The organism is Kaistia sp. MMO-174, assembly GCF_037147815.1.
GTDB lineage: Bacteria > Pseudomonadota > Alphaproteobacteria > Rhizobiales > Kaistiaceae > Kaistia > Kaistia nematophila.
This window is the reverse complement of sequence record NZ_JBBCUO010000005.1, coordinates 437,373-461,423: the sequence shown is the minus strand read 5'-3', so window position 1 is coordinate 461,423 and position 24,051 is coordinate 437,373. Positions and strand designations below refer to the sequence as shown.

The 24,051-nt window shown below is 67.0% G+C and carries 26 protein-coding genes, 1 tRNA gene and 1 other RNA gene; 15 read left to right on the top strand and 13 right to left on the bottom strand.

Features of this window, described 5'->3' with window-relative positions:
• Window position 1 precedes the first annotated feature (1 nt).
• Window positions 2-244, bottom strand: a complete 243-nt coding sequence (locus WFK98_RS20030; protein ID WP_336801444.1) for a DUF982 domain-containing protein — start codon at window positions 242-244, stop codon at window positions 2-4.
• Between the two features lie 28 nt (window positions 245-272).
• On the opposite strand from WFK98_RS20030, the gene WFK98_RS20025 reads away from it, so the two are divergent.
• Complete coding sequence (locus tag WFK98_RS20025) at window positions 273-542, top strand: hypothetical protein (RefSeq protein WP_336801443.1); 270 nt, start codon at window positions 273-275, stop codon at window positions 540-542.
• Entirely contained in the window at window positions 539-1,753 is a 1,215-nt protein-coding gene (locus WFK98_RS20020; RefSeq protein ID WP_336801442.1) for a hypothetical protein, read from the top strand. The genes WFK98_RS20025 and WFK98_RS20020 overlap by 4 nt, the downstream gene beginning before the upstream one ends.
• A 55-nt stretch (window positions 1,754-1,808) precedes the next feature.
• On the opposite strand, the gene WFK98_RS20015 is transcribed toward WFK98_RS20020, so the two are convergent.
• Window positions 1,809-1,885: transfer RNA gene (locus WFK98_RS20015), tRNA-Arg, on the bottom strand.
• Window positions 1,886-2,097: 212 nt separating this feature from the next.
• Entirely contained in the window at window positions 2,098-3,549 is a 1,452-nt protein-coding gene (locus WFK98_RS20010; RefSeq protein ID WP_336801441.1) for a sensor histidine kinase, read from the bottom strand.
• Between the two features lie 389 nt (window positions 3,550-3,938).
• On the opposite strand from WFK98_RS20010, the gene rpmH reads away from it, so the two are divergent.
• From rpmH to WFK98_RS19980, 6 genes are all read left to right on the top strand, one after another.
• Window positions 3,939-4,073, top strand: coding sequence for a 50S ribosomal protein L34 (gene rpmH / locus WFK98_RS20005; protein ID WP_201401895.1), 135 nt, complete (start codon window positions 3,939-3,941; stop codon window positions 4,071-4,073).
• Between the two features lie 42 nt (window positions 4,074-4,115).
• The gene (gene rnpA / locus WFK98_RS20000; protein WP_266336935.1) at window positions 4,116-4,559 is read left to right on the top strand and encodes a ribonuclease P protein component; all 444 of its coding nucleotides are present in this window, start codon (window positions 4,116-4,118) and stop codon (window positions 4,557-4,559) included.
• Entirely contained in the window at window positions 4,549-6,381 is a 1,833-nt protein-coding gene (yidC, locus tag WFK98_RS19995) for a membrane protein insertase YidC (RefSeq protein WP_336801440.1), read from the top strand. Before rnpA ends, yidC begins: the two co-directional genes overlap by 11 nt.
• On the top strand, window positions 6,381-7,022 hold the full coding sequence (yihA, locus tag WFK98_RS19990; RefSeq protein WP_336801439.1) for a ribosome biogenesis GTP-binding protein YihA/YsxC: 642 nt from the start codon (window positions 6,381-6,383) through the stop codon (window positions 7,020-7,022). Before yidC ends, yihA begins: the two co-directional genes overlap by 1 nt.
• Before the next feature lie 91 nt (window positions 7,023-7,113).
• Window positions 7,114-8,016, top strand: coding sequence for an acetylglutamate kinase (gene argB / locus WFK98_RS19985; protein ID WP_336801438.1), 903 nt, complete (start codon window positions 7,114-7,116; stop codon window positions 8,014-8,016).
• A gap of 8 nt (window positions 8,017-8,024) precedes the next feature.
• A complete protein-coding gene (locus WFK98_RS19980; RefSeq protein ID WP_336801437.1) occupies window positions 8,025-8,741 on the top strand; it encodes a pyrimidine 5'-nucleotidase in 717 nt (238 codons plus the stop codon).
• 385 nt (window positions 8,742-9,126) lie between these two features.
• Here WFK98_RS19980 and WFK98_RS19975 read toward each other — a convergent pair whose 3' ends face one another.
• Window positions 9,127-9,333, bottom strand: coding sequence for a hypothetical protein (locus tag WFK98_RS19975; RefSeq protein WP_336801436.1), 207 nt, complete (start codon window positions 9,331-9,333; stop codon window positions 9,127-9,129).
• Here WFK98_RS19975 and WFK98_RS19970 point away from each other — a divergent pair.
• The 4 genes from WFK98_RS19970 (at window position 9,332) to WFK98_RS19955 (ending at window position 14,218) form a co-directional block, all read left to right on the top strand.
• On the top strand, window positions 9,332-11,290 hold the full coding sequence (locus WFK98_RS19970) for a TonB-dependent receptor domain-containing protein (RefSeq protein ID WP_336801435.1): 1,959 nt from the start codon (window positions 9,332-9,334) through the stop codon (window positions 11,288-11,290). The genes WFK98_RS19975 and WFK98_RS19970 overlap by 2 nt on opposite strands.
• 247 nt (window positions 11,291-11,537) lie before the next feature.
• Window positions 11,538-12,389 carry a 2,3,4,5-tetrahydropyridine-2,6-dicarboxylate N-succinyltransferase gene (gene dapD / locus WFK98_RS19965; RefSeq protein ID WP_266336929.1) on the top strand — a complete coding sequence of 284 codons (852 nt, stop codon included), beginning with the start codon at window positions 11,538-11,540 and terminating at the stop codon, window positions 12,387-12,389.
• A 76-nt stretch (window positions 12,390-12,465) separates the two neighbouring features.
• On the top strand, window positions 12,466-13,620 hold the full coding sequence (gene dapE / locus WFK98_RS19960) for a succinyl-diaminopimelate desuccinylase (protein ID WP_336801434.1): 1,155 nt from the start codon (window positions 12,466-12,468) through the stop codon (window positions 13,618-13,620).
• Between the two features lie 13 nt (window positions 13,621-13,633).
• Entirely contained in the window at window positions 13,634-14,218 is a 585-nt protein-coding gene (locus WFK98_RS19955; RefSeq protein WP_336801433.1) for a hypothetical protein, read from the top strand.
• Here the strand turns inward: WFK98_RS19955 and truA are convergent.
• From truA to def, 3 genes are read right to left on the bottom strand one after another with little or no spacing between them, the layout of a single operon-like run.
• Complete coding sequence (truA, locus tag WFK98_RS19950; protein ID WP_336801432.1) at window positions 14,171-14,956, bottom strand: tRNA pseudouridine(38-40) synthase TruA; 786 nt, start codon at window positions 14,954-14,956, stop codon at window positions 14,171-14,173. The genes WFK98_RS19955 and truA overlap by 48 nt on opposite strands.
• Before the next feature lie 7 nt (window positions 14,957-14,963).
• Complete coding sequence (gene fmt, locus WFK98_RS19945) at window positions 14,964-15,896, bottom strand: methionyl-tRNA formyltransferase (RefSeq protein WP_336801431.1); 933 nt, start codon at window positions 15,894-15,896, stop codon at window positions 14,964-14,966.
• Window positions 15,897-15,903: 7 nt separating this feature from the next.
• Window positions 15,904-16,458 (bottom strand): peptide deformylase, encoded by a 555-nt coding sequence (def, locus tag WFK98_RS19940; protein WP_336801430.1) that lies wholly within the window; start codon window positions 16,456-16,458, stop codon window positions 15,904-15,906.
• A 140-nt stretch (window positions 16,459-16,598) separates the two neighbouring features.
• On the opposite strand from def, the gene WFK98_RS19935 reads away from it, so the two are divergent.
• On the top strand, window positions 16,599-17,771 hold the full coding sequence (locus WFK98_RS19935) for a DNA recombination protein RmuC (protein ID WP_336801429.1): 1,173 nt from the start codon (window positions 16,599-16,601) through the stop codon (window positions 17,769-17,771).
• Between the two features lie 3 nt (window positions 17,772-17,774).
• Window positions 17,775-18,185: a hypothetical protein gene (locus WFK98_RS19930; protein WP_336801428.1), complete on the top strand. Its 411-nt coding sequence runs from the start codon at window positions 17,775-17,777 to the stop codon at window positions 18,183-18,185.
• Here the strand turns inward: WFK98_RS19930 and WFK98_RS19925 are convergent.
• The 5 genes from WFK98_RS19925 to ffs form a co-directional block, all read right to left on the bottom strand.
• Window positions 18,163-18,777, bottom strand: a complete 615-nt coding sequence (locus WFK98_RS19925; RefSeq protein WP_336801427.1) for a DUF924 family protein — start codon at window positions 18,775-18,777, stop codon at window positions 18,163-18,165. The genes WFK98_RS19930 and WFK98_RS19925 overlap by 23 nt on opposite strands.
• 132 nt (window positions 18,778-18,909) lie before the next feature.
• The gene (gene recR, locus WFK98_RS19920) at window positions 18,910-19,515 is read right to left on the bottom strand and encodes a recombination mediator RecR (protein WP_266336921.1); all 606 of its coding nucleotides are present in this window, start codon (window positions 19,513-19,515) and stop codon (window positions 18,910-18,912) included.
• A gap of 59 nt (window positions 19,516-19,574) precedes the next feature.
• Window positions 19,575-19,898, bottom strand: a complete 324-nt coding sequence (locus WFK98_RS19915; protein WP_266336920.1) for a YbaB/EbfC family nucleoid-associated protein — start codon at window positions 19,896-19,898, stop codon at window positions 19,575-19,577.
• Window positions 19,899-19,937: 39 nt separating this feature from the next.
• The gene (locus WFK98_RS19910) at window positions 19,938-21,767 is read right to left on the bottom strand and encodes a DNA polymerase III subunit gamma/tau (protein ID WP_336801426.1); all 1,830 of its coding nucleotides are present in this window, start codon (window positions 21,765-21,767) and stop codon (window positions 19,938-19,940) included.
• Window positions 21,768-21,895: 128 nt separating this feature from the next.
• An RNA gene (ffs, locus tag WFK98_RS19905) (signal recognition particle sRNA small type) lies at window positions 21,896-21,986 on the bottom strand.
• Window positions 21,987-22,135: 149 nt separating this feature from the next.
• On the opposite strand from ffs, the gene nudC reads away from it, so the two are divergent.
• The gene (nudC, locus tag WFK98_RS19900) at window positions 22,136-23,101 is read left to right on the top strand and encodes an NAD(+) diphosphatase (RefSeq protein WP_336801425.1); all 966 of its coding nucleotides are present in this window, start codon (window positions 22,136-22,138) and stop codon (window positions 23,099-23,101) included.
• 87 nt (window positions 23,102-23,188) lie between these two features.
• Here the strand turns inward: nudC and WFK98_RS19895 are convergent, their stop codons facing one another.
• A complete protein-coding gene (locus WFK98_RS19895; protein ID WP_266336917.1) occupies window positions 23,189-24,037 on the bottom strand; it encodes a prephenate dehydratase in 849 nt (282 codons plus the stop codon).
• Between the last annotated feature and the right edge of the window lie 14 nt (window positions 24,038-24,051).

The following is a 24,051-nucleotide window of genomic DNA, read 5'->3' as shown; positions in this document are numbered from 1 at the left end:
GCTACTCCACCAGGATATCCGCCTCGCGCGCCGCGATGATGAAGGCGGCGCGCGCGTAGTCGTTTTCCACGCGACCTTCCAGCGCCTCGAGGCAGGCGATCCGCGCGGCGCGGTGCGCCAGCGTCGTGCTGAACTCATAGGGCCAATGATCGAGCAGCCACTGCGACGCTCGCTCGACATCGCCGATCGCGCGGCGCTTGCCGCTCGTCTCCCAGACGAACACGAGATCGAACGAATGGTACATCCGGGCGCATATAGAAGAGAGAGCCGCCATGGCCAGTGAGGCGTTGCAGCAGAGCGTCGAGACCCCAACTACAGCCAAGCTCTACCTGTTCGAGATTGAAGTCGCCCAGCGCGTCGGCGTCTCGGAAAAGGCCTGGCGCCGGCTTGCGCCGGTGCTCGAGCGCGACGGGCTGCCCCGGAAAGACGCGCTGATCGGCAAGCGCTATTGGCCCGCCGTGCGCGCATGGCTGGACAGGCGGCACATGACTCATGGCACTATCCCCACGTCCGCCCAGGACGGAGAAGAGAATTGGGGATGAAGGAAGACATGGATGCGCCGGGCCTGAAGTGGCGCCAGCGCGCGGATGGTGGCCGGGTGCCCTATTGGGTCGCCCGCACCGACATTGCCAAACGCGGATACGAACCAAAGACGGTTCGCCTGCACTATGCGCCCGACGACCTCGAGGCCATCGCCTCGCGTTGCCGGGTTCTTCAAGCTGAAATGCTGGAGTGGTCGAAGATCGGCGCCAAGCCGATCGCCGGCGCCGCGCCGGGCACGATCGCGCATCTGGTCGAGATGTACCAGACGAGCGAATTCAGCCCCTACCGCGCCGTCAAATGGAATACGCGGCGCCAGTACGACCTGGACTGCGCCAAGCTGTCGAAGGCAGTCGGCAAGCGGCTGCTGTCAGCCGTCACCTTTGCTGACATCCATCGCTGGTATGAGACGGCGAAGCGTCCAAAGAAGGAAGGTCAGCCGGAGCAACTCCGCTCAGCGCATGGCCTGATGACCATGTTGCGCATGGTGGTCAATTTCGGCGTGCTCGCAGAGGTGCCGGAATGTGATCGACTGGCCGGGATCCTAAGCAAGGCACGCTTCAAGGTGCCGAAGCCCCGGAAGGAGACCCCAAGCCTTGACCAAGTGCGGGCCATCATCGATGCGGCACACGCCGCAGGCGCGCACTCGATCGCCTTCGGGCAGGCCCTTCAATTCGAGGGCATGTTCCGCCAGTCGAGCGTGACCGGCCAGTGGGAGCCTGCGGAGAATTCCGCCGGCGGCATCCGACTGAACGGCAGACGCTGGGCCGATGGCCTGACATGGGCGCATCTCGATAGCGAAGGTCTGATCGACTTCGCCACATCGAAGACGGGCCGCGAGATGAAGATCGATACGACGCTCTACCCGCTCATCTCGGCCGAGATCGCCAGGGTGAAGCAGGAAGACCGCATCGGGCCGATGATCATCGACGAGCGCTCAGGGCTGCCCTACTCCGAAAAGGAGTACAGCAAGCGCTGGCGCAAGATCGCGACGGCGGCCGGCGTGCCGAAGGAAGTCTGGAACAGAGATAGCCGCGCAGGCGGCATCACCGAAGGACGGGATGCGGGCGCGGCCGTGGAAGATGTCTCGAAGCATGCTGCCCACACCGACGCGACCATCACGTCGCGGGTCTACGATCGCGGCGAACTGGAAGCCTCCCGCCGCGTCGCGACGAAGAGAAAGGAGCACCGGGAACGCGTGGGGAACGTGTAATGGGGAACGCGTGGGGAACGCGTTACAGGAGACTTCGGCTAAGTCATTGAAAAGATGGCGCGCCCGAAGAGATTCGAACTCCTGACCCCCAGATTCGTAGTCTGGTGCTCTATCCAGCTGAGCTACGGGCGCCTGTCGATTTGCACCACCCTGAAGCAACACTCCCGGGCGCCGCGCCGACCCTCAGGTCGTCGACGAGGGGATTGCTACAGCCTCACTTCGCCGATTGCAAGCGCCGAGTTGGACGAGGCTGTGGAGAATTTTCTATCCCACCTAAAAACCCGAGGCAGTACCGCGCGGCGCGGGCGGCTTTGCCCGAGCTGCGTCGTCCGCCGGAAGCCGCGCTAGCCGACGCGGGCGCGCGCGGCGAGATCGAAGTCGATCGGCCGGTCCGGCAGCGTGATCTCGAAGGCCGCGCCCGGCGCGCTCTGGTCGACCAGGGCGATGGTGCCGCCATGGGCGCGCACGATCTCGGCCGCGATGGCGAGGCCGAGGCCGGCGCCGCCGGGGCGGACGCCGCCCTGGAAGGCCTGGAACAGATGCTGGCGCGCCTTGGCCGAGACGCCGGGGCCGGTATCGCAGATGCGGATGACGACGACGCCGCCCTCGCGCCGCCCCTCGACGAACAGGCGGCGCACGACGGCCGGGTCGGCCTCGCCGTCCATCGCCTGCACGGCGTTGCGACAGAGATTGAGCAGGACGCGGAACAGCTGGTCCGGGTCGGCGTCCACCTCGAAGCCCGCCTCGATCCGGCTGTCGAAGACGATGGTCGCGTGATGGTCGAGCCCGAGCACGTCGGCGACCTCGCGACATATCCGGCCAAGATCGACGAGGCGGCGCTGCGGCTCGCGCTCGCGCGCCCGGCCATAGGCGAGCGTCGTCTGGCAATAGTCGATGGCGCGGCCGAGCGTGGCGATCAGCTTCGGCGCGAAGCGCTGCACCGCCGGGTCCGGCAAGGCCGCGATGCGATCGGAAAAGAGCTGCGCCGAGGCGAGCAGGTTGCGCAGGTCGTGGTTGACCTTGGACACGGCGAGACCGAGATCGGCGAGATGTCGCTTCTGCGCCAGCGATTCGGTCAGGTGGTTCTGCATGGCGGCGAGCTTGTCCTCGGCGATGCCGATCTCGTCGGAGCGGCCGCTCGGCTCGATGATGCGGGACTTGTCCTCCGGATCCTCCGAATAGCGCACCATGGCCTGCGCCAGCTGGCGCATCGGCCGGATCAGCAGGCGCTGCAGGCTGATATAGATCAGCACGGCCGTGAGGATCGAGATCACCGCCGACAGGATCAGGATATTGGCGGCGAAACGCATCATCGCCGCCCGCAGCGGCCGGTCGCTGATCACGAGCTCCAGGCTCTTGCCGTCCCGGTCCGCGCCGATGACACGCAGGGTGCGCGGCGTCCAGGCGGTGAGCGTGGTGAAGGCGGCCTGGGCGGAGCGCCAGAGCGAGGTATCGCGCAGGTCCGCCACCTCGTCGACGGATGGCGGCATCTCAACGGCGGCGAGCAGCCGGCTCGCCTTGCCGGTGCGCAGCACGATGGCGGTGGCGCCAACGGTCGCAAGCAGCTCGTCCTGGACGGTGCGCGGCACATTATCCCAGGCGGCGGAGCCGAGCAGCACGGCGGCGGCCTGCGCGGTCGCCAGCTTCTCTTCCAGGAAGCGGACGCGATAGCTCGAGACGGACGGCACGAAGGCCGCCACTTCGCTGACCATGACGAAGACGATCGTCAGGAGAATGAGCTTGATCGACAGGCCGAAGGCATGACGCCGTGGCCGCGCAGGAGCGACATCCGGCAAGGGGACCTGCGCGACTAAACCGGATTGCAAGGGGCTCGCGTTGAGATCCGTCACTTTGGCGTCATTCAATCGGCGCTCCCATCTCGGGCCGACGACCCCTCTATGATGACTCGGGCGGGTGGACCGCGTCAAATTCACGTCGGAATCGCCGTGGACCACGGAATTTCGCGTTATTCATGGCATTGGGTGGCCGCCAACGCCTTCTCTCCGCGGCGCGCCGGACTCGCGTTGACTTGGCTGGACCTTCTCCGTATAAGCCGGGCTCACGAGAGCACGCTTCCTGTCGTGTCATGGCTTCGGCCGTGGCCGCGGCGCCAAACCGCCGGGACGGCTCGCTCATCCGATGACAAACTCTGAATTCGAGGGGCCGCCCCAAGCGGTGACGACGCATGAAGCGCACCTATCAACCTAGCAAGCTCGTTCGCGCCCGCCGCCACGGCTTCCGTTCCCGCATGGCCACCGTCGGCGGCCGCAAGGTCATCGCGGCTCGCCGCGCGCAGGGCCGCAAGAAGCTCACTGCCTAATCAGGCGGTCGAACAGCCGGCCGGCGCCCGGAAAGGCCTCCCATGGATCACATGAAGACCATGGATCGTCTCAAGAAACGCGCCGAATTTCTTGCCGTCGCCGGTGGGCCCCGCGCCTCCCGGCGCGGTTTTGTTTTGCAGAAACGCAGCCCGCGCGCCGAGGAGGCCGATCGGCCGGCGCGCATCGGCTACACGGTCACGAAGAAGATGGGCAATTCGCCCGAGCGCAACCGGATCCGCCGGCGCCTGCGCGAGGCGATCCGCATCGCGGGCGGCGAACATGCCGCCGTCGGCACCGACTATGTCCTGGTCGGCCGCCGCGCCGCTCTGTCGCAGCCCTTCGAACTTCTCGTTGCCGACCTTATCTCCGGCTTCGACGCGCTGCAGCGCCCGACGCCGGCTTCGCGCCCGAAAGCGCGCGGCAAGGAAACGGCCCGGCAGCCGGGCCAAGCGACTCACCCGAAAGACGTGAACGATGACCGATAACCGCAATCTGATCCTAGCCGTCGTCCTGTCGGTGGCGGTCGTCTTCGGATGGCAGTATTTCGTCGCGGGCCCGAAGGTCGACCAGGCGCGCCAGCACGCCGCCCAGACCAGCACGGCCACGCAGACCACGGGCGCCGCGACGTCGACCGCGGCCGGCACGGAAGGCGCGGCGACAACGACCGGCGCCGCCCCCACCACGGCGGCACAGCCTGCGGTCATGACCCGCGACCAGGCGCTCGCCGCCAACCCGCGCGTGCCGATCAACACCGCCTCGGTGACCGGCTCGATCAACCTCAAGGGCGCCCGCTTCGACGACCTGCATCTCGACGGCTTCCGCGAGACGGTCAATCCGAACAGCCCGACGATCGTTCTGCTGTCGCCCTCCGGCGCGCCGAACGGCTATTTTTCCGAATTCGGCTGGGTCGCACCCGCCGGCGTCGCCGCTCCCGGCCCGGACACGCTCTGGAAGGCAGAGCCCGACGCCAAGCTGACCGACACCACCCCCGTCGTGCTGACCTGGGACAATGGCGCCGGCCTGACCTTCAAGCGCACGATCTCGATCGACCCGCGCTTCATGTTCACCGTCAAGGACGAGGTGGCGAACGCCACCGGCGAGGCCGTCAGCCTGTCGCCCTATGGCCGCGTCGTGCGCCTCGGCGAACCGACGGTTGCCGGATACTACATCCTGCATGAAGGCCCGCTCGGCGTGCTCGGCGAAAAGGGCCTGCAGGAGATCACCTACAAGAACCTGCGCAAGGCCGGCTCCGAGTCCTTCCAGAACATCGAGACCGGCTGGCTCGGCATCACCGACAAGTACTGGGCCGCCGCCGTCGTGCCGCGCGACACCAAGTCGTTCGACGCCTCGTTCAGCTTCGTCGACGGCCAGACGCCGCTCTACCAGACCGACTTCAAGAGCAAGGCCGTCACGGTCCCCGCCGGCGGCACCGCCTCGGCCGAGGGCCTTCTGTTCGCCGGCGCCAAGCAGGTGTCGGTGATCCAGGACTACCAGAACAACCTCAAGATCGACCGCTTCGACCTGCTGATCGACTGGGGCATGTTCTATTTCTTCACAAAGCCGCTGTTCTTCCTGATGGACTATTTCTTCAGGCTGTTCGGCAATTTCGGCGTGGCGATCCTGCTCGTCACCGTCATCGTCAAGGCCGTGTTCTTCCCGCTCGCCAACAAGTCGTACAAGTCGATGAGCGCGATGAAGAAGGTGCAGCCGGAGATGCAGGCCATCCGCGAGCGCTTCGCCGACGACAAGGTGAAGCAGCAGCAGGAGCTGATGGCGCTCTACAAGAAGGAAAAGATCAATCCGCTCGCCGGCTGCTGGCCCGTGCTGATCCAGATCCCCGTCTTCTTCTCGCTCTACAAGGTGATCTTCGTCACCATCGAGATGCGGCACGCGCCGTTCTTCGGCTGGATCCAGGACCTGTCTGCGCCCGATCCGACGACGATCTTCAACCTGTTCGGCCTGATCCCCTGGACGCCGCCGCACATGCTGATGATCGGCATCTGGCCGCTGATCATGGGCCTGACCATGTGGGTGCAGATGCGCCTGAACCCGGCCCCGGCCGATCCGGCGCAGCAGGTGATCTTCAACTGGATGCCGGTGATCTTCACCTTCATGCTCGGCACGTTCCCGGCCGGCCTGGTGATCTACTGGGCCTGGAACAACACGCTGTCGATCGCCCAGCAGTGGGTCATCATGCGGCGCCAGGGCGTCGACGTGAACCTGCTCGGCAACATCATGGCCACCTTCAAGAAGAAGCCCAAGGACGGCGGCGACAAGACCTCCGTGCCAACCAAGGCCAAGAGCTGATGCCGGAAATCGACCCGGAAGAGATCGACCGCATCGAAAGCGGCCGCCTGTTCTTCGCCAAGGCGTGGGACTTCGTGATGAGCGTGCCCACGATCGGGCACCTGCCGCCGATCGACGTCGCCGAGATCGCCTTCGCCGGCCGCTCGAATGTCGGCAAGTCGTCGCTGATCAACGCGCTGACCAACCGCATCGGCCTGGCGCGCACGTCGAACACGCCGGGCCGCACGCAGGAGCTGAACTTCTTCACCTCCGGCAGCGGCCTGTCGATCGTCGACATGCCGGGCTATGGCTATGCCGAGGCGCCGAAGAAGCTCGTCGATGCCTGGAACCGGATGATCCGCGACTATCTGCGCGGCCGAGTCAGCCTGCGCCGTGTCTACGTGCTGATCGATTCGCGCCACGGCATCAAGGCGAACGACAAGCTGACGCTGGACCTGCTCGACGAGACGGCGGTTTCCTACCAGATCGTCCTGACCAAGGTGGACAAGCTCAAGACCGGCGAACTGGCCAAGGTCAGGGCGGCGACGGAAGCGGCGATCGCCCGACGTCCGGCCGCCTATCCGATCATCATCGCCACCTCGTCGGAAACCGGCGAAGGCATGGACCTGCTGCGCGCCGAAATCGCCCAGTTGGCGAGCTGACGAAAGCGGGGCGGCGGACGCGTCACCGTCATTGTTCCGCCATCTCAAAATCGCTATAGAGCGCTGCCTTTAGCGGAGCGGAGATTTGAGGATGGATATGCGGGTAGAGGACAGCACGGATCCGGTGCTGACCGCGCGACTGATCGCCACTGCGCTGCCCTACATGCTGCGCTATGACGAGAAGACGGTGGTGGTCAAGTTCGGCGGCAATGCCATGGGCTCGGAAGAGCTCGGCAAGGCCTTCGCCGAGGACATCACGCTCCTGAAGCTCGCGGGCATCAATCCCGTCGTCGTCCATGGCGGCGGCCCCCAGATCAACGCCATGCTGAACCGCCTCGGCATCAAGTCCGAATGGGCGGCCGGCATGCGCATCACCGACAAGCCGACCGTCGAGGTCGTCGAGATGGTTCTCGCCGGCTCGATCAACAAGGAGATCGTGCAGACGATCACCGAGGCGGGCGGTCGCGCCATCGGCCTGACCGGCAAGGACGGCAACATGGTCACGGTCAAGCGCCTGACGCGCAAGGTCGTCGACCCCGATTCCAACATCGAGAAGGTCGTCGACCTCGGCTTCGTCGGCGAGCCGACCCGCGTCCGCACCGAAGTGCTGGAAGTGCTGGCGAAATCCGAGATCATCCCCGTCCTGGCGCCGGTCTGCGCTGGCGAGGACGGCGAGACCTACAACGTCAACGCCGACACCTTCGCCGGCGCCATTGCCGGCGCGCTCGACGCCAGCCGCCTGCTTTTCCTCACCGATGTTCCGGGCGTGCTCGACCGCAACAAGCAGCTGATCAAGGAACTCACGGTCGCCGAGGCGCGCGCCATGATCGCCGACGGCACCATCTCCGGCGGCATGATCCCCAAGGTCGAGACGTGCATCGAGGCGCTCGACCGCGGCGTCGAGGGCGTCGTCATCCTCGACGGCAAGACGCCGCATGCCGTGCTGCTCGAACTCTTCACCGAGCGCGGCGCCGGCACGCTGATCAAGCGCTGACCGGACCGATGCCCCAGAACCCGCTGTCGACGGACCCGGCGCTCGCCCGGTTCGCCGACATCCGCGCCTGGGTGTTCGACCTCGACGACACGCTCTATTCGAGCCACACGGGCCTGTTCCGCCAGGTCGGCGACCGCATCCAGCTCTATCTGCAGCAGTTCCTGTCGATCACGCCCGAAGCGGCCGTCGAAGTCCGGCGCGACTACTACCGTCGCCACGGCACCACGCTGCGCGGGCTGATCGTCGAGCACGGCATAGCGCCCGACGCCTTCCTCGATTTCGTGCACGACATCGACCACTCGCCGCTCGAGCCGGATCCGGCGCTCGTCGCCGCAATCGAGCGGCTGCCCGGGCGGCGCTTCATCCTGACCAACGGCTCGCTCAGCCATGCGGAGCGGATCCTGGCGCGGATCGGTTTCGACAAGCCGTTCGACGACATCTTCGACATCATCCGTGCCGATTTCCTGCCGAAGCCGCATCCGGACACCTATGCGCGCTTCCTCGGCCAGAACGACATCGACCCCGCCACGGCGGTGATGTTCGAGGATCTGCCACGCAATCTCGAAGTGCCGAAGTCCCTCGGCATGGCCACGGTCCTCGTCGTTCCCCACGGCACCGACGCCGTGCCGGTCGAGGCCTGGGAGACCAGCGCCAACGCGGCGCATATCGATCATCTGACCGATGATCTCGGCGCATTCCTCGCCCGACTCGCCCTGATCCGCTAGCGACTCGACCGCAGCGCGAGCGTTGCAGGAAAGTCACGCCGCCCCGCTTTCACCGCATTTCGCCCGGCCGCCACAGCAGCGCCGGCCGGCCTCTTCCTGGCCTCGCCCGCGCAACTCGCCCGCATGGCGATCCGGCGCGCATCATGGCGAACGCTGCGTCAGCTGCGAGCTCGTCCCGACGTCACCCTTTTTCCAAACTAGACTAAGAAAACATCCAATATTCGATTCCATATTTGAACGATAATAGATCATAATTTTGCCATTTCGTTGACACCGCGCAAGCCCAGGCCCTAATCAGGCCCCGACCTGCCAGCAGCCAGCGATTGCAAGACAACGAGCCAGCGACTGGTCTCCCCAATTTATCGCAGGAGGCTCTATTGCACCCTCACGCCGTGAGTGTGGCGCACTTGTTGTTGTCCACGACGATCCTTACGACATCTTTGGCAATATTGACGACGACCGCGCACGCCCAGAGCGCGGCCGTGACGGCGCCGGCCCAAACCGCCGAAGAAGAAGCCGAGGCCAGGAAGAAGGCCGACGCCCAGAAGGTCACGGTTCTGGAGCCGATCACCGTCACCGCGGGTTCGGTCATGGACGCGCCCTATATGACGCCGGGCGGCGTCAGCGTCGTCGACGGCGCCGTCGTGCAGGAGAAGTTCGGCGGCGACGCCAACGCCATCATCCGCTCGATCCCCGGCACCTTCACCCGCGTCACCTCCAGCCAGCCCGGCGTCGCCGTCAACATCCGCGGCTTCGAGTCGGACGGCCGCGTCAAGACGATGATCGACGGCGTGCCGCAGACGTTCCGTAACGTGAACGGCCACGCCTCGACCGGCGGCGAACTGCTCTACATGGACACGATCCTGCTGGCGGGCATCGGCGTCGAGCGCGGCGCGGTCAACGGCGCCAACGGCATGGGCGCGCTGGCGGGCGCGGTCAATTTCCGCACCATCGACTTCGAGGACGTCGTCCTCGACGGCCAGAGTGTCGGCGTGATGACCCGCCTGAAGACCGGCAGCAACGGCTTCGGCTTCTCCAGCATGATCGCCGGCGGCGCCAAGGCGTCGCTGCCGCAGTTCGGCACCGCCAGCATCATGGGCGCGCTCAGCTATAGCGAGCACGAGAACTATCGGCGCGGCGACAATGGCATCCTGAACACGCCCGACGCCAGCAACTCGCCGACCTCGGGCCTGGTCAAGCTGCACTACGAGCCGAATGGCGAGCACGACCTGAAGCTGGGCGGCCGCTGGTACGACAACGCCTTCATCGTCTCCGGCTATGACTGGGGCGTGAAGAACGCCACCTACACGGCGAACTACCACTACGACCCGGACAATCCCTGGATCGACCTCAAGCTCAACGCCTTCTACAACAAGACCGACATGTCCTACGACCCGACGGTCGGCGGCTCCTATCGCTACCGCGAGACCGAGGCGGTCGGGCTCGGCTTCGACATCGCCAACACCAGCCGCTTCAACCTGACCGACACGATCGGCGTCAGCTGGAACTACGGCGCCGCCTATACGTCGGACGACTACACGGTGAACCAGTACCGCGGCGCCAACCCGCCCGGAAAGATGGAGAAGGCGCGCGCCTTCACCGATATCGGTTTGAACTGGGGCATGTTCGACCTGAATGGCGGCCTCAACTACGACTACTGGACGCTCTCCGGCCACCAGAGCCCGTGCACGGCCGGCGTCGGCTTCTGCCCCGACACCGGCGGCGACGTCGACGTCTCGCGCGACGGCAATTCGCTCAACCCGAAGATCACGCTGTCGGCCAAGCCGCTCGACTGGCTGCAGCCCTATGTCACCTATGCCCACACCTATCGCCCGCCATCGGCGCGCGAGGCGCTCTGGGCCCTGGTGCCGATCGGCGCCGGCATCGGCGGCGGCCAGTATTCGAACTTCTACCTGGAGCCGGAAACCAGCAAGGGCTGGGAGTTCGGCGCCAACGTGCTGAAGAACGACCTGCTCTTGGCCAACGACGCGCTGCGCCTCAAGGTCAATTATTTCGACATGGCGATCGACAACTACATCGTCAACGACCTGCTGACCCTGCCGGGCGACCCCTACCAGCGGGCGATCTGGGTCAACGTGCCGGGCACGACGCATTCGCGCGGCGTCGAGATCGAGGGCGGCTACGATGCCGGCTTCGCCTATGTGAACCTCGGCATGACCTTCTCGGACATGAACCAGCCGGTGGGCTGGGGCGCCGGCATCGGCAATGGCGACAGTACCTTCCTGCCGGAAGACTATTCAACGGTCGATATCGGCATCCGCCTGTTCGACAAGGCGCTGACCATCGGCGGCAAGATGAACCATGTCGGCGGCAGCCGCTATGCCACGGGTCTCGGCGCAACGGCCGAGAAGGAGGCCTACACGCTCTACGACCTCTACGCCTCCTACAAGGCGAACGAGCATGCAACCGCCTTCGTCAATGTCGAGAACCTGACCGACGTCGCCTATAGCCCGGCCGTGTCGGGCGACTCGACCGTGCAGAGCGGCCGCGGCCGCACCATCGTCGGCGGCGTCACGCTGCAGTTCTGACAATCCGTCCCCGCCGGCCGCCCCTGCCGGCGGGGACGTCTCTCCCCCACCTCCCCGCTCCCACCCCGCCCCGGAACGGCCGACTGGCGATCGGGGCGGGCAGACGCCGGCAAACCGAACGCACGAGCGGCGCAAAACCGCCCTCTCCGCGCCTTGCGCGTTGACTTCCCCCGATTGGCCGATATCGTCCCGGCCGAACCTTTCCGGCGACCTCCGCGCCGGGGGATGTCCGCTCCAAGGAAAAAAGATGACCACGCACGACCTCGCCGCCCTGAAGTCCACCGTCGAAGCCGCTTTCGAGGATCGCGCGAATATCGGCCCCGCCACCCAGGGCGCCGTCCGCTCGACCGTCGAGACCACGCTTGGCCTGCTCGATCGTGGCGAGGCGCGCGTCGCCGAGAAGATCGACGGCGACTGGGTCGTCAATGACTGGCTGAAGAAGGCCGTCCTTCTCTCCTTCCGCCTGAACGACATGGGCCCGATTCCGGGCGCGCCGAACGGCTCGACCTGGTGGGACAAGGTGCCGACCAAGTTCGAGGGCTGGGGCGCCGACGAATTCACCAAGGCCGGCTTCCGCGCCGTGCCGGGCGCGGTCGTGCGCCGCTCCGCCTTCATCGCGCCGAGCGTCGTGCTGATGCCGTCCTTCGTCAATCTCGGCGCCTATGTCGACAGTGGCACCATGGTCGACACCTGGGCAACCGTCGGCTCCTGCGCCCAGATCGGCAAGAACGTCCATCTTTCCGGCGGCGTCGGCATCGGCGGCGTGCTGGAGCCGCTGCAGGCGAGCCCGACCATCATCGAGGACAATTGCTTCATCGGCGCCCGCTCCGAGGTGGTCGAGGGCGTCATCGTCGGCGAGGGTTCGGTCATCTCGATGGGCGTGTTCATCAGCGCCTCGACCAAGATCGTCGACCGCGAGACGGGCGAGATCCATATCGGCCGCGTGCCGCCCTATTCCGTCGTCGTCTCCGGCTCGCTGCCCGGCAAGAACCTGCCGAACGGCCAGCCCGGCCCGTCGCTCTATTGCGCCGTGATCGTCAAGAAGGTCGACGCCAAGACCCGCTCGAAGACCAGCGTCAACGAGCTGCTTCGCGATTGAGACCCGGCCGGCTCGCGTCTTCGTCTCGCGAGCCGGCATTTCCTATATTCGAACTGCTCGGGCAGGACCCAACGCCATGGCCAGCGATCCCATTCGCATCCTGCAAGACCTGATCCGCTGCCCGTCGGTGACGCCGGCCGAAGGCGGGGCGCTCGTCTATCTCGAAAGCGTCCTGACCGAGGCGGGCTTCACCGTCGATCGCCCGGTGTTCACCGAGGCCGGCACGCCGGACGTCGAAAACCTGTTCGCCACCATCGGCAGCGGCGCACCGCATTTCGTCTTCGCCGGCCACACCGACGTCGTGCCGCCGGGCGACGAGGCGCACTGGCAGCACGGCCCCTTCTCCGGCGAGATCGCCGACGGCATGCTCTACGGCCGCGGCGCGGTCGACATGAAGGGCGGCATCGCCGCCTTCGCTTCCGCCGCGCTCGATTTCCTGTCGGAGGGTGGGCTGAAGCAGGGCACGATCTCGCTGCTGATCACCGGCGACGAGGAAGGTCCGTCGGTCAACGGCACGGTCAAGCTGCTCGACTGGGCGGCGAAGAAGGGCCACCGTTTCGACGCGGCGATCGTCGGCGAGCCGACCAACCCTCAGGCGCTCGGCGACGCGATCAAGGTCGGCCGGCGCGGCAGCCTTTCCGGCACGATCATCGTCCAGGGCCGGCAGGGCCACGTCGCCTATCCGCATCTGGCGGTAAACCCGATCCCGCAGCTAACGACGCTGATCCGCCGGCTGACCGCGGAGGCGCTCGATGCCGGCAGCGAGCGCTTCGATGCCTCCAACCTGGAATTCGTCGGCCTCAGCGTCGACAACAAGGCCTGGAACGTCATCCCCGCCGAGGCCAAGGCGCGCTTCAACATCCGCTTCAACGACCAGTGGACGCGCGACACGCTGGAAGCCTGGCTGATAAGCCGGCTGGAGGAGGCGGCGCGCGGCGCCATCGAATTCGAGCTCGACCTCGAGCCGGGCGGCAGCGAGTCCTTCCTGACCCACTCGGAGATGCTGATCGGCACGCTGTCGGACGCAATCGAGCAATCGACGGGGCGCCGTCCCGAGCTATCGACCAGCGGCGGCACCTCGGATGCCCGCTTCATCAAGGATTATTGCCCGGTGGTAGAATTCGGCCTCGTCGGCCAGACCATGCACCAGATCGACGAGCGGGTCGCCGTCGAGGATCTCGTCGCGCTCACCGCCATCTATCGCTGCTTCCTCGACCGGTATTTTGCGTGACGGCAGAGGCGCGATGATCTCCCCTTCGTCATCCAGCGCGCTGACCGGCGCGTTCGAGCTGTTTCTCGGGCGGCGCGAGGGATTGCAGCGCTTCGATTTCAGCGTCGAGGGCTTCTGGCGCTCGTTCGGCGCCATCTTCTTCATGCTGCCCTTCTTCGCGATCAGCGTCGCCGTCGAGCACCGGCTGCGGCCGGAGGACGTCACCGTCGCCGGCCCGACCGACGCGATGTTCATCGTGTCGCGCGGGCTCGACCTGATCCTCGACTGGACGGCGATGCCGGTCCTGCTGGCGATTTTCGCGAGAAGGCTCAACATCGCGCGCAGCTACGCGTCCTATATCGTCGTGCGCAACTGGGCGTCGGTGATCATGGCGGCGCCGCAGGCGGCCGTCGCGCTGCTGGCCGGGCTTGGCCTGGTGCCGATCGAGTTCGCGGCCGTGGTGTCGCTCGCGATCGTCGGCGTCATGCTGCGCTACCACTACCAGATCGTCGGCGCGACGCTCGGCAAGTCAGTCGGCTTCCGGGTTGGGCTAGTCGCCGCCGACCTCGCCCTAAGCCTCGTCCTCAGCGGGGTCTTCACCCAGCTGTTCGGCGCCTGAGCCGTAGTCAACCTGCACGAGATAGAGCCCGCCGGGCGGCGCCACCGGGCCGCAGGCCTTGCGGTCGCACGCTTCCAGCACCTCGCCGACGCGGGCGACGGGCCACTTGCCCTCGCCCACCTTCTTCAGCGTGCCGACCATCGACCGCACCTGGTTGTGCAGGAAGGAGCGGGCCGAGACGCCGAACAGGACGTGATCGCCCTCGCGGGTGATCTCCAGCCGGTCGAGCGTCTTCATCGGGCTCTTCGCCTGGCAATCGGCCGAGCGGAAGGTGGTGAAATCATGCCAGCCGAGCAGCAGGTTCGCCGCCTGCTGCATGGCGTCGATGTCGAGACGCTTGCGCACGTCCCAGACGCGGTTGATCTCGAGCGCGGCGGGCGCGCGCCGGTCGAGCACGCGGTAGATATAGTGCCGCTTCACCGCCGAGCGGCGCGCGTCGAACTCGTCCGGTACCAGCTCGGCCTCGATCACGGCGATCGGCTCGGGCCGCAGCTGGGCGTTCATGGCGTCACGGATGCGCAGCCCGGTCCAGTGCCCGGTTAGGTCGAAATGCACCACCTGGCCCGTCGCATGAACGCCGGCATCGGTGCGGCCGGCGCCGCGCGTCGGTACCGCCTCGCCGGAAAAGCGCAGGATCGCCTCCTCCAGCGCCTGCTGAACGGAAGGCGCATTCGCCTGTCGCTGCCAGCCGGCATAGGGCACGCCGTCATATTCGACGAGAAGCTTGTAGCGAGGCATCGACCGGCTAGCCGAGGACGGCGCCCGGCGCGATCGCCGCGCCGCGCAGGAATTCGACGGCACCGAGCGGCTTGCCGCCGGCGCGCTGCACCTCGACGAGGCGCACCGCGCCGTCGCCGCAGGCGATCACCAGCTGGTCGTTCAGCACGGTGCCCGGCGCGCCGGAACCCGTCGCCAGCGTCGAGCGCAGCACCTTGACCCGCTCGACCTTGTCGCCGAACGTCATCTCGCACCAGGCGCCCGGAAAGGGCGACAAGCCACGAATGTGGTTGTGCACCTCGACGGCCGGCTTCGACCAGTCGATCCGCGCCTCGGCCTTGTCGATCTTGGCGGCGTAGGTGACGCCCTCTTCCGCCTGCGGCACGGCATCGAGGCCGCCACGCGAGGCGGCGGCGAGCGCCCGCACCATCAGATCGGCGCCGAGCCGCGCCAGCTTGTCGTGCAGGTCGCCGGTGGTGATGTCAGGCGCGATGGCCAGCTTCTCGGCCATGGCGACCGGGCCGGTATCGAGGCCGGCCTCCATGCGCATGACCATCACGCCCGTCTCGGCATCGCCGGCCATGATGGCGCGATGGATCGGCGCGGCGCCGCGCCAGCGCGGCAGCAGCGAGGCATGCAGGTTGAGGCAGCCCTCGCGCGGCGCGTCGAGGATCGCCTGCGGCAGGATCAGCCCATAGGCGACGACGACGGCGACGTCGGCATCGAGCGAGGCGAAGGCCTCCTGCTCGTCGGCGCCCTTCAGCGATTTCGGCGTGAAGACGGGAATGCCAAAGCGCTCGGCCGTCTCGTGCACGGGCGACTTGCGCTCGGCCATACCGCGGCCGGCCGGACGCGGCGGCTGCGAATAGACGGCGACGACCTCGTGCCCCTGACCGATGATCTCGACAAGCGTGGGCACCGAGAATTCGGGCGTGCCCATGAAGACGACGCGGAGGCTCATCTCGGCCTCACATCTCGTCGGGGGTGTGCGACTTGAATTCCGGCCGGACGCCGGTCTTGGCGGCCTTGACGAACTTCTTGATGACCATGTCGCGCTTCAGCCGCGACAGGTAGTCGATGAACAGCTTGCCATCGAGATGGTCGATCTCGTGCTGGACGCAGGTCGCGAGGATGTCGTCGGCCTCGATTTCCTGCAGCTTGCCGTCGCGATCGAGATAGCGGATGCGCACGGAGGCGGGGCGCTCGACCTCGGCATAGTAATCCGGGATCGACAGGCAGCCCTCCTCATAGACCGAACGTTCGTCCGACGAGGTCAGGATCTCGGGATTGATCAGGAACAGCGGCGCGGGCTTGCTGCCCTCCTCGCGGCCCGAGACGTCGATGGTGACGACGCGGCGCGGCACGCCGACCTGGATGGCGGCGAGGCCGATGCCCGGCGCCTCGTACATCGTCTCCAGCATGTCGTCCATGAAGCGCAGCAGTTCGTCGTCGATGCGCTCGACCGGCTCGCTGACGAGCCTCAGCTTCGCGTCCGGCAGGGTGATGATGTCGAGAAGAGCCATGAAAACCTCGGTTTGAGCCGTTTCAGATAAGAGATGCGGCCGGGTCGGTCAACGAGGAATGATGGGCGGGACCTCGGGCCGCGCCGCCCATGTTCTTGTTTTGATCTCGTCTATCGGCCCGAATCTGCTATGAAGGAGGGATGCAGGACACCCTCTTTCTCCTCGGCGACCGGCCGATCACCGTCGCCATGCTGGTGCTGGCCGCCGCCCTCCTCGGCGTCGTGCTGCTTTTCGTCGTGCTGGTCGTGGTCTGGCGCGGCATGCGCCGTCGGGACCTGGCCGAGGCCGACCAGGCGATACTCGGCGGCGAATTCGAGCGCCGGATCGCCGATCTGGTGCGCATCCAGAGCGAGATGACCGGCCGGATGCAGACGATGGCCGAAGTCTTCGGCTCGCGGCAGTCCGAATTGCTGCAGGGGCTCTCCAGCCGCATGGACGGGCTCGGCCACCGGATCGGCCAGACCATGGTCGAATCGACCCGCCACACGCACGAGAACCTCACCCGGCTGAACGAACGCCTCGCCGTCATCGACACGGCGCAGCGCAACCTGACCGAACTCTCCAGCCAGGTGGTCGGACTGCAGCACATCCTCGCCAACAAGCAGACGCGCGGCGCGTTCGGCCAGGCGCGGATGGAGGCGATCGTCCAGGACGGCCTGCCCCTCGGCGGCTACCAGTTCCAGGCGACACTCTCCAACGGCAACCGGCCGGATTGCGTCATCGCCTTTCCGAACGGTGCCGCCAGCCTGGTCGTCGACGCCAAGTTTCCGCTCGAGGCCTGGAACGCGATCCGCGCCGCCGAAGGACCGGACATGGCGCGCGCCGCCGAGACGCAGTTCCGCCGCGACGTCACCAAGCATCTGAAGGACATCGCCGAGCGCTATTTGATCCCCGGCGAGACGCAGGACACGGCCTTCATGTTCGTGCCGTCGGAATCGATCTTCGCCGACATCCACGAGCGCTTCGAGGATCTGGTCCAGGCGGCGCACCGGCTGCGGATCGTCATCGTCTCGCCCTCGCTCCTGATGCTGTCGATCCAGGTGATCCAGTCCGTGCTGAAGGACGCCGGCATGCGCGAGCAGGCGCATCTGATCCAGGGCGAGGTGATGAAGTTGATGGAGGATCTCGGCCGGGTGGACGAGCGCGTCCGCAAGCTGAAGACGCATTTCGACCAGGCGTCGAAAGACATCGACGACATCCTGATCTCGACCCGCAAGCTGACCGCCCGCGGCGCCAAGATCGAGGCGCTGGAGTTCGGCGACGAAGGCTCGCCGGCCTATGACCGCCAGCCGGATCTCCTGGCCGGGGAGTAGCCCATGGGCGCGATCCGGGCCGGAGCGATCTACTTCCTGATCGTCTTCGCGATCGGCTTCGTGCTCGGCTCGGCGCGGGTGCTGCTGCTCGAGCCCCGGATCGGCGCCCTGGCGGCAGTGGCGATAGAGCTTCCGGTCATGCTCGCCGCAGCCTGGATCGTCTGCGGCGGCATCCTGCGCCGCTCGCAGGTTCGCGCGCGGCGCGGCGCCGACCTCGGCATGGGAGCCGTCGCCCTGCTGTTGCTGCTGGCCGCCGAGTTCGCGCTCGGCCACTTCGGCTTCGGCCGTGATATGACCGCTCTATTCGCGGCTTATGGGACGTCGCCCGGCCTGCTCGGCCTCGCAGGCCAGATCGGCTTTGCCGCGATCCCGGCCGTCCGATGCCGATGGCTCAGTAGCCGCGGCCATCCTTGAGAAACTCGATCTCTTCCGGCGTCGAGGCGCGGCCGAGATCGGCATTTCGATGCGGGAAGCGGCCGAAGCGCCGGATCAGGTCGCGGTGCTTCTCGGCATAGCCCACAAACGACTGATAATCTTCCTTGTCCGCCTCCGGCACTTCGGCCAGCAGCGCCTCGTAGAGGCTGACGGAGAGATCCTGATCCGCCAGTTCCTCGCTGTGTTCGAACGGAAGATAGAGGAAGACACGCTCGATCGGCGCGAAGCGCTCGACGCCGCCGGCGATCAGCCGCCGCACCGCAGCGCGGGCGCGCGCATCGTATGCAAAGGCCCGGCCGTCGTCGCGGAACAGGTTGCGCGGGAACTGGTCCAGAAAGAGGACGAAGCCGATACCGGCCGCCGGCGACAGCGTCTCGAACAGCCAGTCGGTCTCGGCGACGGCGTCGAGATGATCGCCGAAGCGGACCCGGCAAGCATCGTCGGTGGCGTCGCGGCGCGAGAACCAGACCTTGACCCGCTCGGCCGGCACATCGATGCCGGCAACCAGTTCCCCGAACCAGAAGCGATGCGCATCCAGGAGGATGGCAGGGTCGAGCGTATCAGTCGTCATGGTTCTTTTTCCCCGTATGTCGCAGGTCGGTAAGGCCCCCACCCTCTGCACGGCTCGGTGCAGACATCAGAGCCAAGCCGGCTCCGGCAGTCCCCCTCCCGCCTGCGGAAGAGGTTGGGTGAGGGACTTCCCTCAGAAAGGCGTGCGGGCGCGGATAGCGGCGGCGAGCGTGCCCTCGTCGAGATAGTCGAGCTCACCGCCGACAGGAACGCCATGCGCGAGGCGCGAGACGCGGACCGGCGTGCCGGTCAGACGGTCGGTGATGACATGCGCCGTGGTCTGGCCATCGACGGTCGCGTTGACGGCCAGGATCACCTCCGCCACCTCGCCGGTCGAACAGCGGCTCACCAATGATTCGATGTTCAAATCTTCCGGACCCACGCCGTCGAGTGGCGACAGCGTGCCGCCCAGCACGTGGTAGCGCGCCTTGATGGCACCGGCCCGTTCCAGCGCCCAGAGATCCGAGACGTCCTCGACGACGACGATCGTCTTCGTGTCGCGCGCCGGATCGCTGCAGATCGTGCAGGGATCGGAGGTGTCGATGTTGCCGCAGGTCGAGCAGGTCAGGATCCGCTCGGCCGCCACCGTCATGGCGCCGGCCAGCGGCACCAGCAGCTGGTCCTTCTTCTTGACCAGCGCCAGCGCCGCGCGCCGGGCCGAGCGCGGGCCCAGGCCGGGCAGCCGCGCGAGCAGCTGGATCAGGCGTTCGATCTCGGGGCCGGCGGTGCTGCGCGACATTCTTATTCCAGGGCTGCGGCGGGTCGGAGCGGATGCCTCGGCACCCGCCCCTCAGAAGACTAGAACGGCAGCTTGAGGCCGGCCGGCAGACCGAGGCCGCCGGTCAGCGCTTCCATCTTCTCGGCCATGGTGCGCTCCGCCTTGGCGCGCGCATCGGCATGGGCCGCGGTGATCAGGTCCTCGAGGATTTCGACGTCTTCCGGCTTCAGCAGCGACGGATCGATCGAAAGCTTGCGCAGGTCGCCCTTGGCGGTCATCACAACCTTGACGAGGCCGGCGCCGGAAGAGCCTTCAACCTCGATATTGGCGACCTCGGCCTGCATGTCCTGCATCTTCGACTGCAGTTCCTTGGCCTTGCTCATCATGCCGAGAATGTCGCGCATGCGGGTTCTCCTGGTTCGATTGGAATTGATTGCGACGGATCAGTCGTCGTCGGGATCGGGCGCTTCGTCCGGATTGTCGACGGGAACGGCCGGCGACGGCAGGCCCTCGGGCTCCTCGGCGCCGCGGATCTGGATGTCGACGATCTTGGCGCCCGGGAAGCGGGAGAGCACCGCCGCGACCAGCGGATCGGCGGCGGCGTCCGAGCGCGCCTTGTCGCGGGCGAAGGCGCGCGCCTCAGCGATCGTCGGCTCGGTAGCGCCGCGCCCGAGTGCCACGACCCAGCGTTCGCCCGTCCAGTCGGAAAGCTTGCGGCCGAGATCCTGCGCGAGCGTGCGCGGCGCATCCTCGGTCGGCTCGAACTCGAGCAGGCCGGGCTCGAACCGGATCGGCTTGACCTGCTGTTCGAGCGCGAGCTTCAGCGGGATGTCGCGCTTCAGACCGACATAAGCGACGAGGTCCTCGAAGCGCTGGAAGCGGATCGCCGGCTCTGCCTTGGCCTGGGGCACTCCAGCCGGCTGCGCCATCGACGCGGCGGCCGGCATGGCAGCCGTGTTGGTGATCGTGCGCATCTGGCCGATCGGCCCGCCATTCGAACCGCCCGAAGCCTGCGGCGCGGAAGCCGGCTGGTAGGAAACCTGCGGAGTCGCGCCGCCAGCCGAAGAAGCGGCGCCGAACTGGCCGCTCTTCAGCAGGCGCAGCGCCTCGTCCGGCGTCGGCAGGTCGGCGGCGTGGGCGATGCGGATCAGCACCATGTCGGCGGCGGCGAGCGGCCGGCTCGAGCTCGACACTTCCTCGATGCCTTTCAGCAGCATCTGCCAGGCGCGCGCCAGAACGCGGAGCGAAACGGTCCCAGCCAGCGCGCGGCCGCGCGTCCGCTCGTCCTGCGGCAGCGCGGCGTCCTCGCCCGAGTCCGGAACGACCTTGAAGCGGGTCACGGCATGGGTGAAGGCGGCGAGATCCTGCAGCACCACGGCCGGGTCGGCGCCGATGTCGTATTGCTCCTTGAGCAGCGCCAGCGCTTCCGCGATGCGGCCGCCCATCAGCGCCTCGAACAGGTCGATGACGCGGGCGCGGTCGGCGAGGCCGAGCATGCCGCGCACGTCTTCTGCCGTGATGGCGCCGGCGCCATGCGCGATCGCCTGGTCGAGCAGCGAGAGCGAATCACGTGCCGAGCCCTCGGCGGCGCGGGCGATCATCGCCAGCGCGTCGTCACCGATCTCGACATGTTCCTTGTCGGTGATCGAGCGCAGCAGACCGATCAGCCGGTCCGATTCGATCCGGCGGAGGTCGAAGCGCTGGCAGCGCGACAGCACGGTGACGGGAACCTTGCGGATCTCGGTCGTCGCGAAGATGAACTTCACATGCTCGGGCGGCTCCTCGAGCGTCTTCAGCAGGCCGTTGAAGGCCGCGCCGGAGAGCATGTGCACTTCGTCGAGGATGTAGACCTTGTAGCGCGCCGAGACCGGCTTGTAGCGCACGGCCTCGATGATCTCACGGATGTTGTCGATGCCGTTGTTGGAGGCGGCGTCCATCTCGAGCACGTCGACATGGCGGCCTTCCATGATCTCGGCGCAATGGACGCCGAGCTCCGGCATGTCGATGGTCGGACGGTCGACCTTGCCGGGAACGGAATAGTTCAGGCCACGGGCGAGAATGCGAGCCGTCGTCGTCTTGCCGACACCGCGAACGCCGGTAAGCATGTAGGCCTGCGCGATGCGGCCGGTCTCGAAGGCATTCTTGAGGGTGCGGACCATCGGCTCCTGGCCGACGAGGTCGTCGAAGCTACGAGGCCGGTATTTGCGCGCAAGGACGCGGTAGGCGCCGGTCGCGCCATCCTTCGGGGTGCTGGAAAGATCGCCGCCGTCCATGCGTCGCCGTTGCCGTCCCTGCTTCCGGGTCCAATCCGCGCCACCCTCGCGGGCAAGCCTCTTCGACCTTAGCACACCCTTGAGGGCGCGCCGTCATCGAGGCTGACGCGATGGCTGGGGAAAAGGTGGGAGGCTGGCACGCGACCCGTGCCGTGGCTCGTTGGGGCTGCTTCCTTCCGGACCTGACCCGGTTGGCGAGTGGCTCGTCCACCACCAACCTCCCGCGGAGACATATCGTCGTTCCCGATCGAAATGGCAAGCCCGAAGCGCAAGGAGGGGCTATCGCCGGCCGAAACCCTGTGGCGTAATCACCGGATTGTTTTCGAGTCGGCGCCCGCCGACCCGCTTTCCAGCACCACAGCAGCACCATGACCCGCAGTTTTTTTGATCGATTGCCGCCGGTCGAGCCGAGCACGACCGTCGGCTTTTCCGGCAATTCGCTCGACCGCCGCAGCGAGGCGCGCAACGAATCGACCTTCGCCGCAGCCCTCGCCGATCCCGGCGCACGGGTGTTCCTGCTGCGCGGCGACGAGGCGATGCTTCGCTCCGGCGGCGCCGCCGAAAGCCTGTTCACGCTGAAGGAAGCCAAGGCGCTCGGCGCCGCGATGGACGACGCCATCCTGCTCGGCTGGGACAACTCCGCGCCGCGCATCGCCGCCACCGTCGGCAGCGACACGTCGTTCGACGTCGACGCCTTCCACGCAGTGCCGCTGCGGACGCTCGCGATCAACGCCTATTCCGGCAGCATCCTGTCCGACACGGTCGAGCCGGGAACGCTCGGCGCGTTGGCGCAGGCGCGCGCCCTGCTGCACTGGCACGCCGCCAACCGCTTCTGCGGCCGCTGCGGCACGCGCTCGACCATGGCGCAGGGCGGCTATCGCCGCGACTGTCCGAATTGCGGGCTCCAGAAATTCCCGCGCACCGACCCGGTCGCGATCATGCTGGCGGTCGATGGCGACCGCTGCCTGATGGGGCGCCAGGCGCGCTTCGCGCCCGGCACCTATTCCTGCCTCGCCGGCTTCATCGAGCCGGGCGAGACGATCGAGGATGCGGTCCGCCGCGAGATCCAGGAAGAGGCCGGCATCCAGATCGGCCGCGTCGCCTATCACGCCAGCCAGCCCTGGCCGTTCCCGATGTCGCTGATGATCGGCTGCATCGCCGAGGCGACCTCGACCGAGATCGTCCCCGATACGGAAGAGCTGGAGGACTGCCGCTGGTTTTCGCGCGAGGAAACGCGCGCGATGCTGGACGGCGACCATCCGGACGGCCTCTCGACGCCGCCGCGCATGGCGATCGCCCACACGCTGATTCGGGCCTGGGTGGAGGCCGGCTGAAGCCGGCCCGGGCGCCCAAGGCCCCGACGCACCCCTCTCCCGCGCGGGAGAGGGTCAGGGTCTGCTAGACCACCACGCGAAAACTTCCTAGCTGGGCTCGACAATGTCGGCGCGGAACGGCGCCGCCGGATAGACGCCGAGAATGCGCAGCTCGGCCGAGAAGAACGCCAGTTCCTCCAGCGCATGGGCGAGGCCCGTATCCTCCGGATGGCCCTCGACGTCGACATAAAAGCGCGTCGCCGAGAAGCGGCCGTCGAGCTGGTAGCTTTCGAGCTTCGTCATGTTGACGCCGTTGGTGGCGAAGCCGCCGAGCGCCTTGTAGAGGGCGGCCGGAATGTTGCGGACGCGGAAGACGAAGGTGGTGATGACAGGGCCGGCACCATAGGCGGCGGGCTGCGGCTCGCGCGACAGGATGACGAAGCGGGTCGTGTTGTGGGCGGCGTCCTCGACATTCTCGGCCAGGATGTCGAGGCCGTAGATCTCGGCGGCGAAGCGCGGCGCGAGCGCGGCCCGCGTCAGGTCGTCGGTTTCCGAAATCACGCGGGCGGCGCCGGCCGTGTCGCCGGCGACGATGGCGCGATAGCCGTGCTCGCGGAGGATGCGGCGGCACTGGCCGAGCGCATGCACATGGCTTTCCACCGTCTTGATCGTCTCCAGCGTGGCGCCCTTCAGCGCCATCAGCTGGAAGCGGATCGGCAGGAAGTATTCGCCGATGATGTGCAGGCCCGAATCCGGCAGCAGATGGTGGATGTCGGCGACGCGACCGGCGAGCGAGTTCTCGATCGGGATCATGGCGAGATCGACGTCGCCGCGCGTGATCGCCTGGAAGCAGTCCTCGAAGGTGGCGGCCGGCACGGCCTCGTAGTCGGGATAGACGTCGGCGCAGGCGATGTGCGAGTTGGCGCCAGGCTCGCCCTGGAACACGATCTTCTTCATGGGATTGGGACTTC

What these genes read in the sequence shown, in the direction of transcription:
- fmt (WP_336801431.1), bottom strand. Translation starts at nt 15,896, where the DNA reads ATGAGCCTCCGCGTCGTCTTCATGGGCACGCCCGAATTCTCGGTGCCC.
- WFK98_RS19925 (WP_336801427.1), bottom strand. Translation starts at nt 18,777, where the DNA reads ATGACGACTGATACGCTCGACCCTGCCATCCTCCTGGATGCGCATCGC.
- WFK98_RS19955 (WP_336801433.1), top strand. Translation starts at nt 13,634, where the DNA reads ATGATCTCCCCTTCGTCATCCAGCGCGCTGACCGGCGCGTTCGAGCTG.
- recR (WP_266336921.1), bottom strand. Translation starts at nt 19,515, where the DNA reads ATGTCGCGCAGCACCGCCGGCCCCGAGATCGAACGCCTGATCCAGCTG.
- yihA (WP_336801439.1), top strand. Translation starts at nt 6,381, where the DNA reads ATGCCGGAAATCGACCCGGAAGAGATCGACCGCATCGAAAGCGGCCGC.
- WFK98_RS19935 (WP_336801429.1), top strand. Translation starts at nt 16,599, where the DNA reads ATGCAGGACACCCTCTTTCTCCTCGGCGACCGGCCGATCACCGTCGCC.
- truA (WP_336801432.1), bottom strand. Translation starts at nt 14,956, where the DNA reads ATGCCTCGCTACAAGCTTCTCGTCGAATATGACGGCGTGCCCTATGCC.
- WFK98_RS19895 (WP_266336917.1), bottom strand. Translation starts at nt 24,037, where the DNA reads ATGAAGAAGATCGTGTTCCAGGGCGAGCCTGGCGCCAACTCGCACATC.
- WFK98_RS19975 (WP_336801436.1), bottom strand. Translation starts at nt 9,333, where the DNA reads ATGACCGAACCCGCGGTGACGGTGATCGGCTCCAGAACCGTGACCTTC.
- dapE (WP_336801434.1), top strand. Translation starts at nt 12,466, where the DNA reads ATGGCCAGCGATCCCATTCGCATCCTGCAAGACCTGATCCGCTGCCCG.
- def (WP_336801430.1), bottom strand. Translation starts at nt 16,458, where the DNA reads ATGGCTCTTCTCGACATCATCACCCTGCCGGACGCGAAGCTGAGGCTC.
- WFK98_RS20025 (WP_336801443.1), top strand. Translation starts at nt 273, where the DNA reads ATGGCCAGTGAGGCGTTGCAGCAGAGCGTCGAGACCCCAACTACAGCC.
- yidC (WP_336801440.1), top strand. Translation starts at nt 4,549, where the DNA reads ATGACCGATAACCGCAATCTGATCCTAGCCGTCGTCCTGTCGGTGGCG.
- WFK98_RS19930 (WP_336801428.1), top strand. Translation starts at nt 17,775, where the DNA reads ATGGGCGCGATCCGGGCCGGAGCGATCTACTTCCTGATCGTCTTCGCG.
- WFK98_RS19970 (WP_336801435.1), top strand. Translation starts at nt 9,332, where the DNA reads ATGGACGCGCCCTATATGACGCCGGGCGGCGTCAGCGTCGTCGACGGC.
- nudC (WP_336801425.1), top strand. Translation starts at nt 22,136, where the DNA reads ATGACCCGCAGTTTTTTTGATCGATTGCCGCCGGTCGAGCCGAGCACG.
- WFK98_RS19980 (WP_336801437.1), top strand. Translation starts at nt 8,025, where the DNA reads ATGCCCCAGAACCCGCTGTCGACGGACCCGGCGCTCGCCCGGTTCGCC.
- rpmH (WP_201401895.1), top strand. Translation starts at nt 3,939, where the DNA reads ATGAAGCGCACCTATCAACCTAGCAAGCTCGTTCGCGCCCGCCGCCAC.
- WFK98_RS19910 (WP_336801426.1), bottom strand. Translation starts at nt 21,767, where the DNA reads ATGGACGGCGGCGATCTTTCCAGCACCCCGAAGGATGGCGCGACCGGC.
- WFK98_RS19915 (WP_266336920.1), bottom strand. Translation starts at nt 19,898, where the DNA reads ATGCGCGACATTCTCGGCATGATGAGCAAGGCCAAGGAACTGCAGTCG.
- WFK98_RS20020 (WP_336801442.1), top strand. Translation starts at nt 539, where the DNA reads ATGAAGGAAGACATGGATGCGCCGGGCCTGAAGTGGCGCCAGCGCGCG.
- dapD (WP_266336929.1), top strand. Translation starts at nt 11,538, where the DNA reads ATGACCACGCACGACCTCGCCGCCCTGAAGTCCACCGTCGAAGCCGCT.
- WFK98_RS20030 (WP_336801444.1), bottom strand. Translation starts at nt 244, where the DNA reads ATGTACCATTCGTTCGATCTCGTGTTCGTCTGGGAGACGAGCGGCAAG.
- argB (WP_336801438.1), top strand. Translation starts at nt 7,114, where the DNA reads ATGGATATGCGGGTAGAGGACAGCACGGATCCGGTGCTGACCGCGCGA.
- rnpA (WP_266336935.1), top strand. Translation starts at nt 4,116, where the DNA reads ATGGATCACATGAAGACCATGGATCGTCTCAAGAAACGCGCCGAATTT.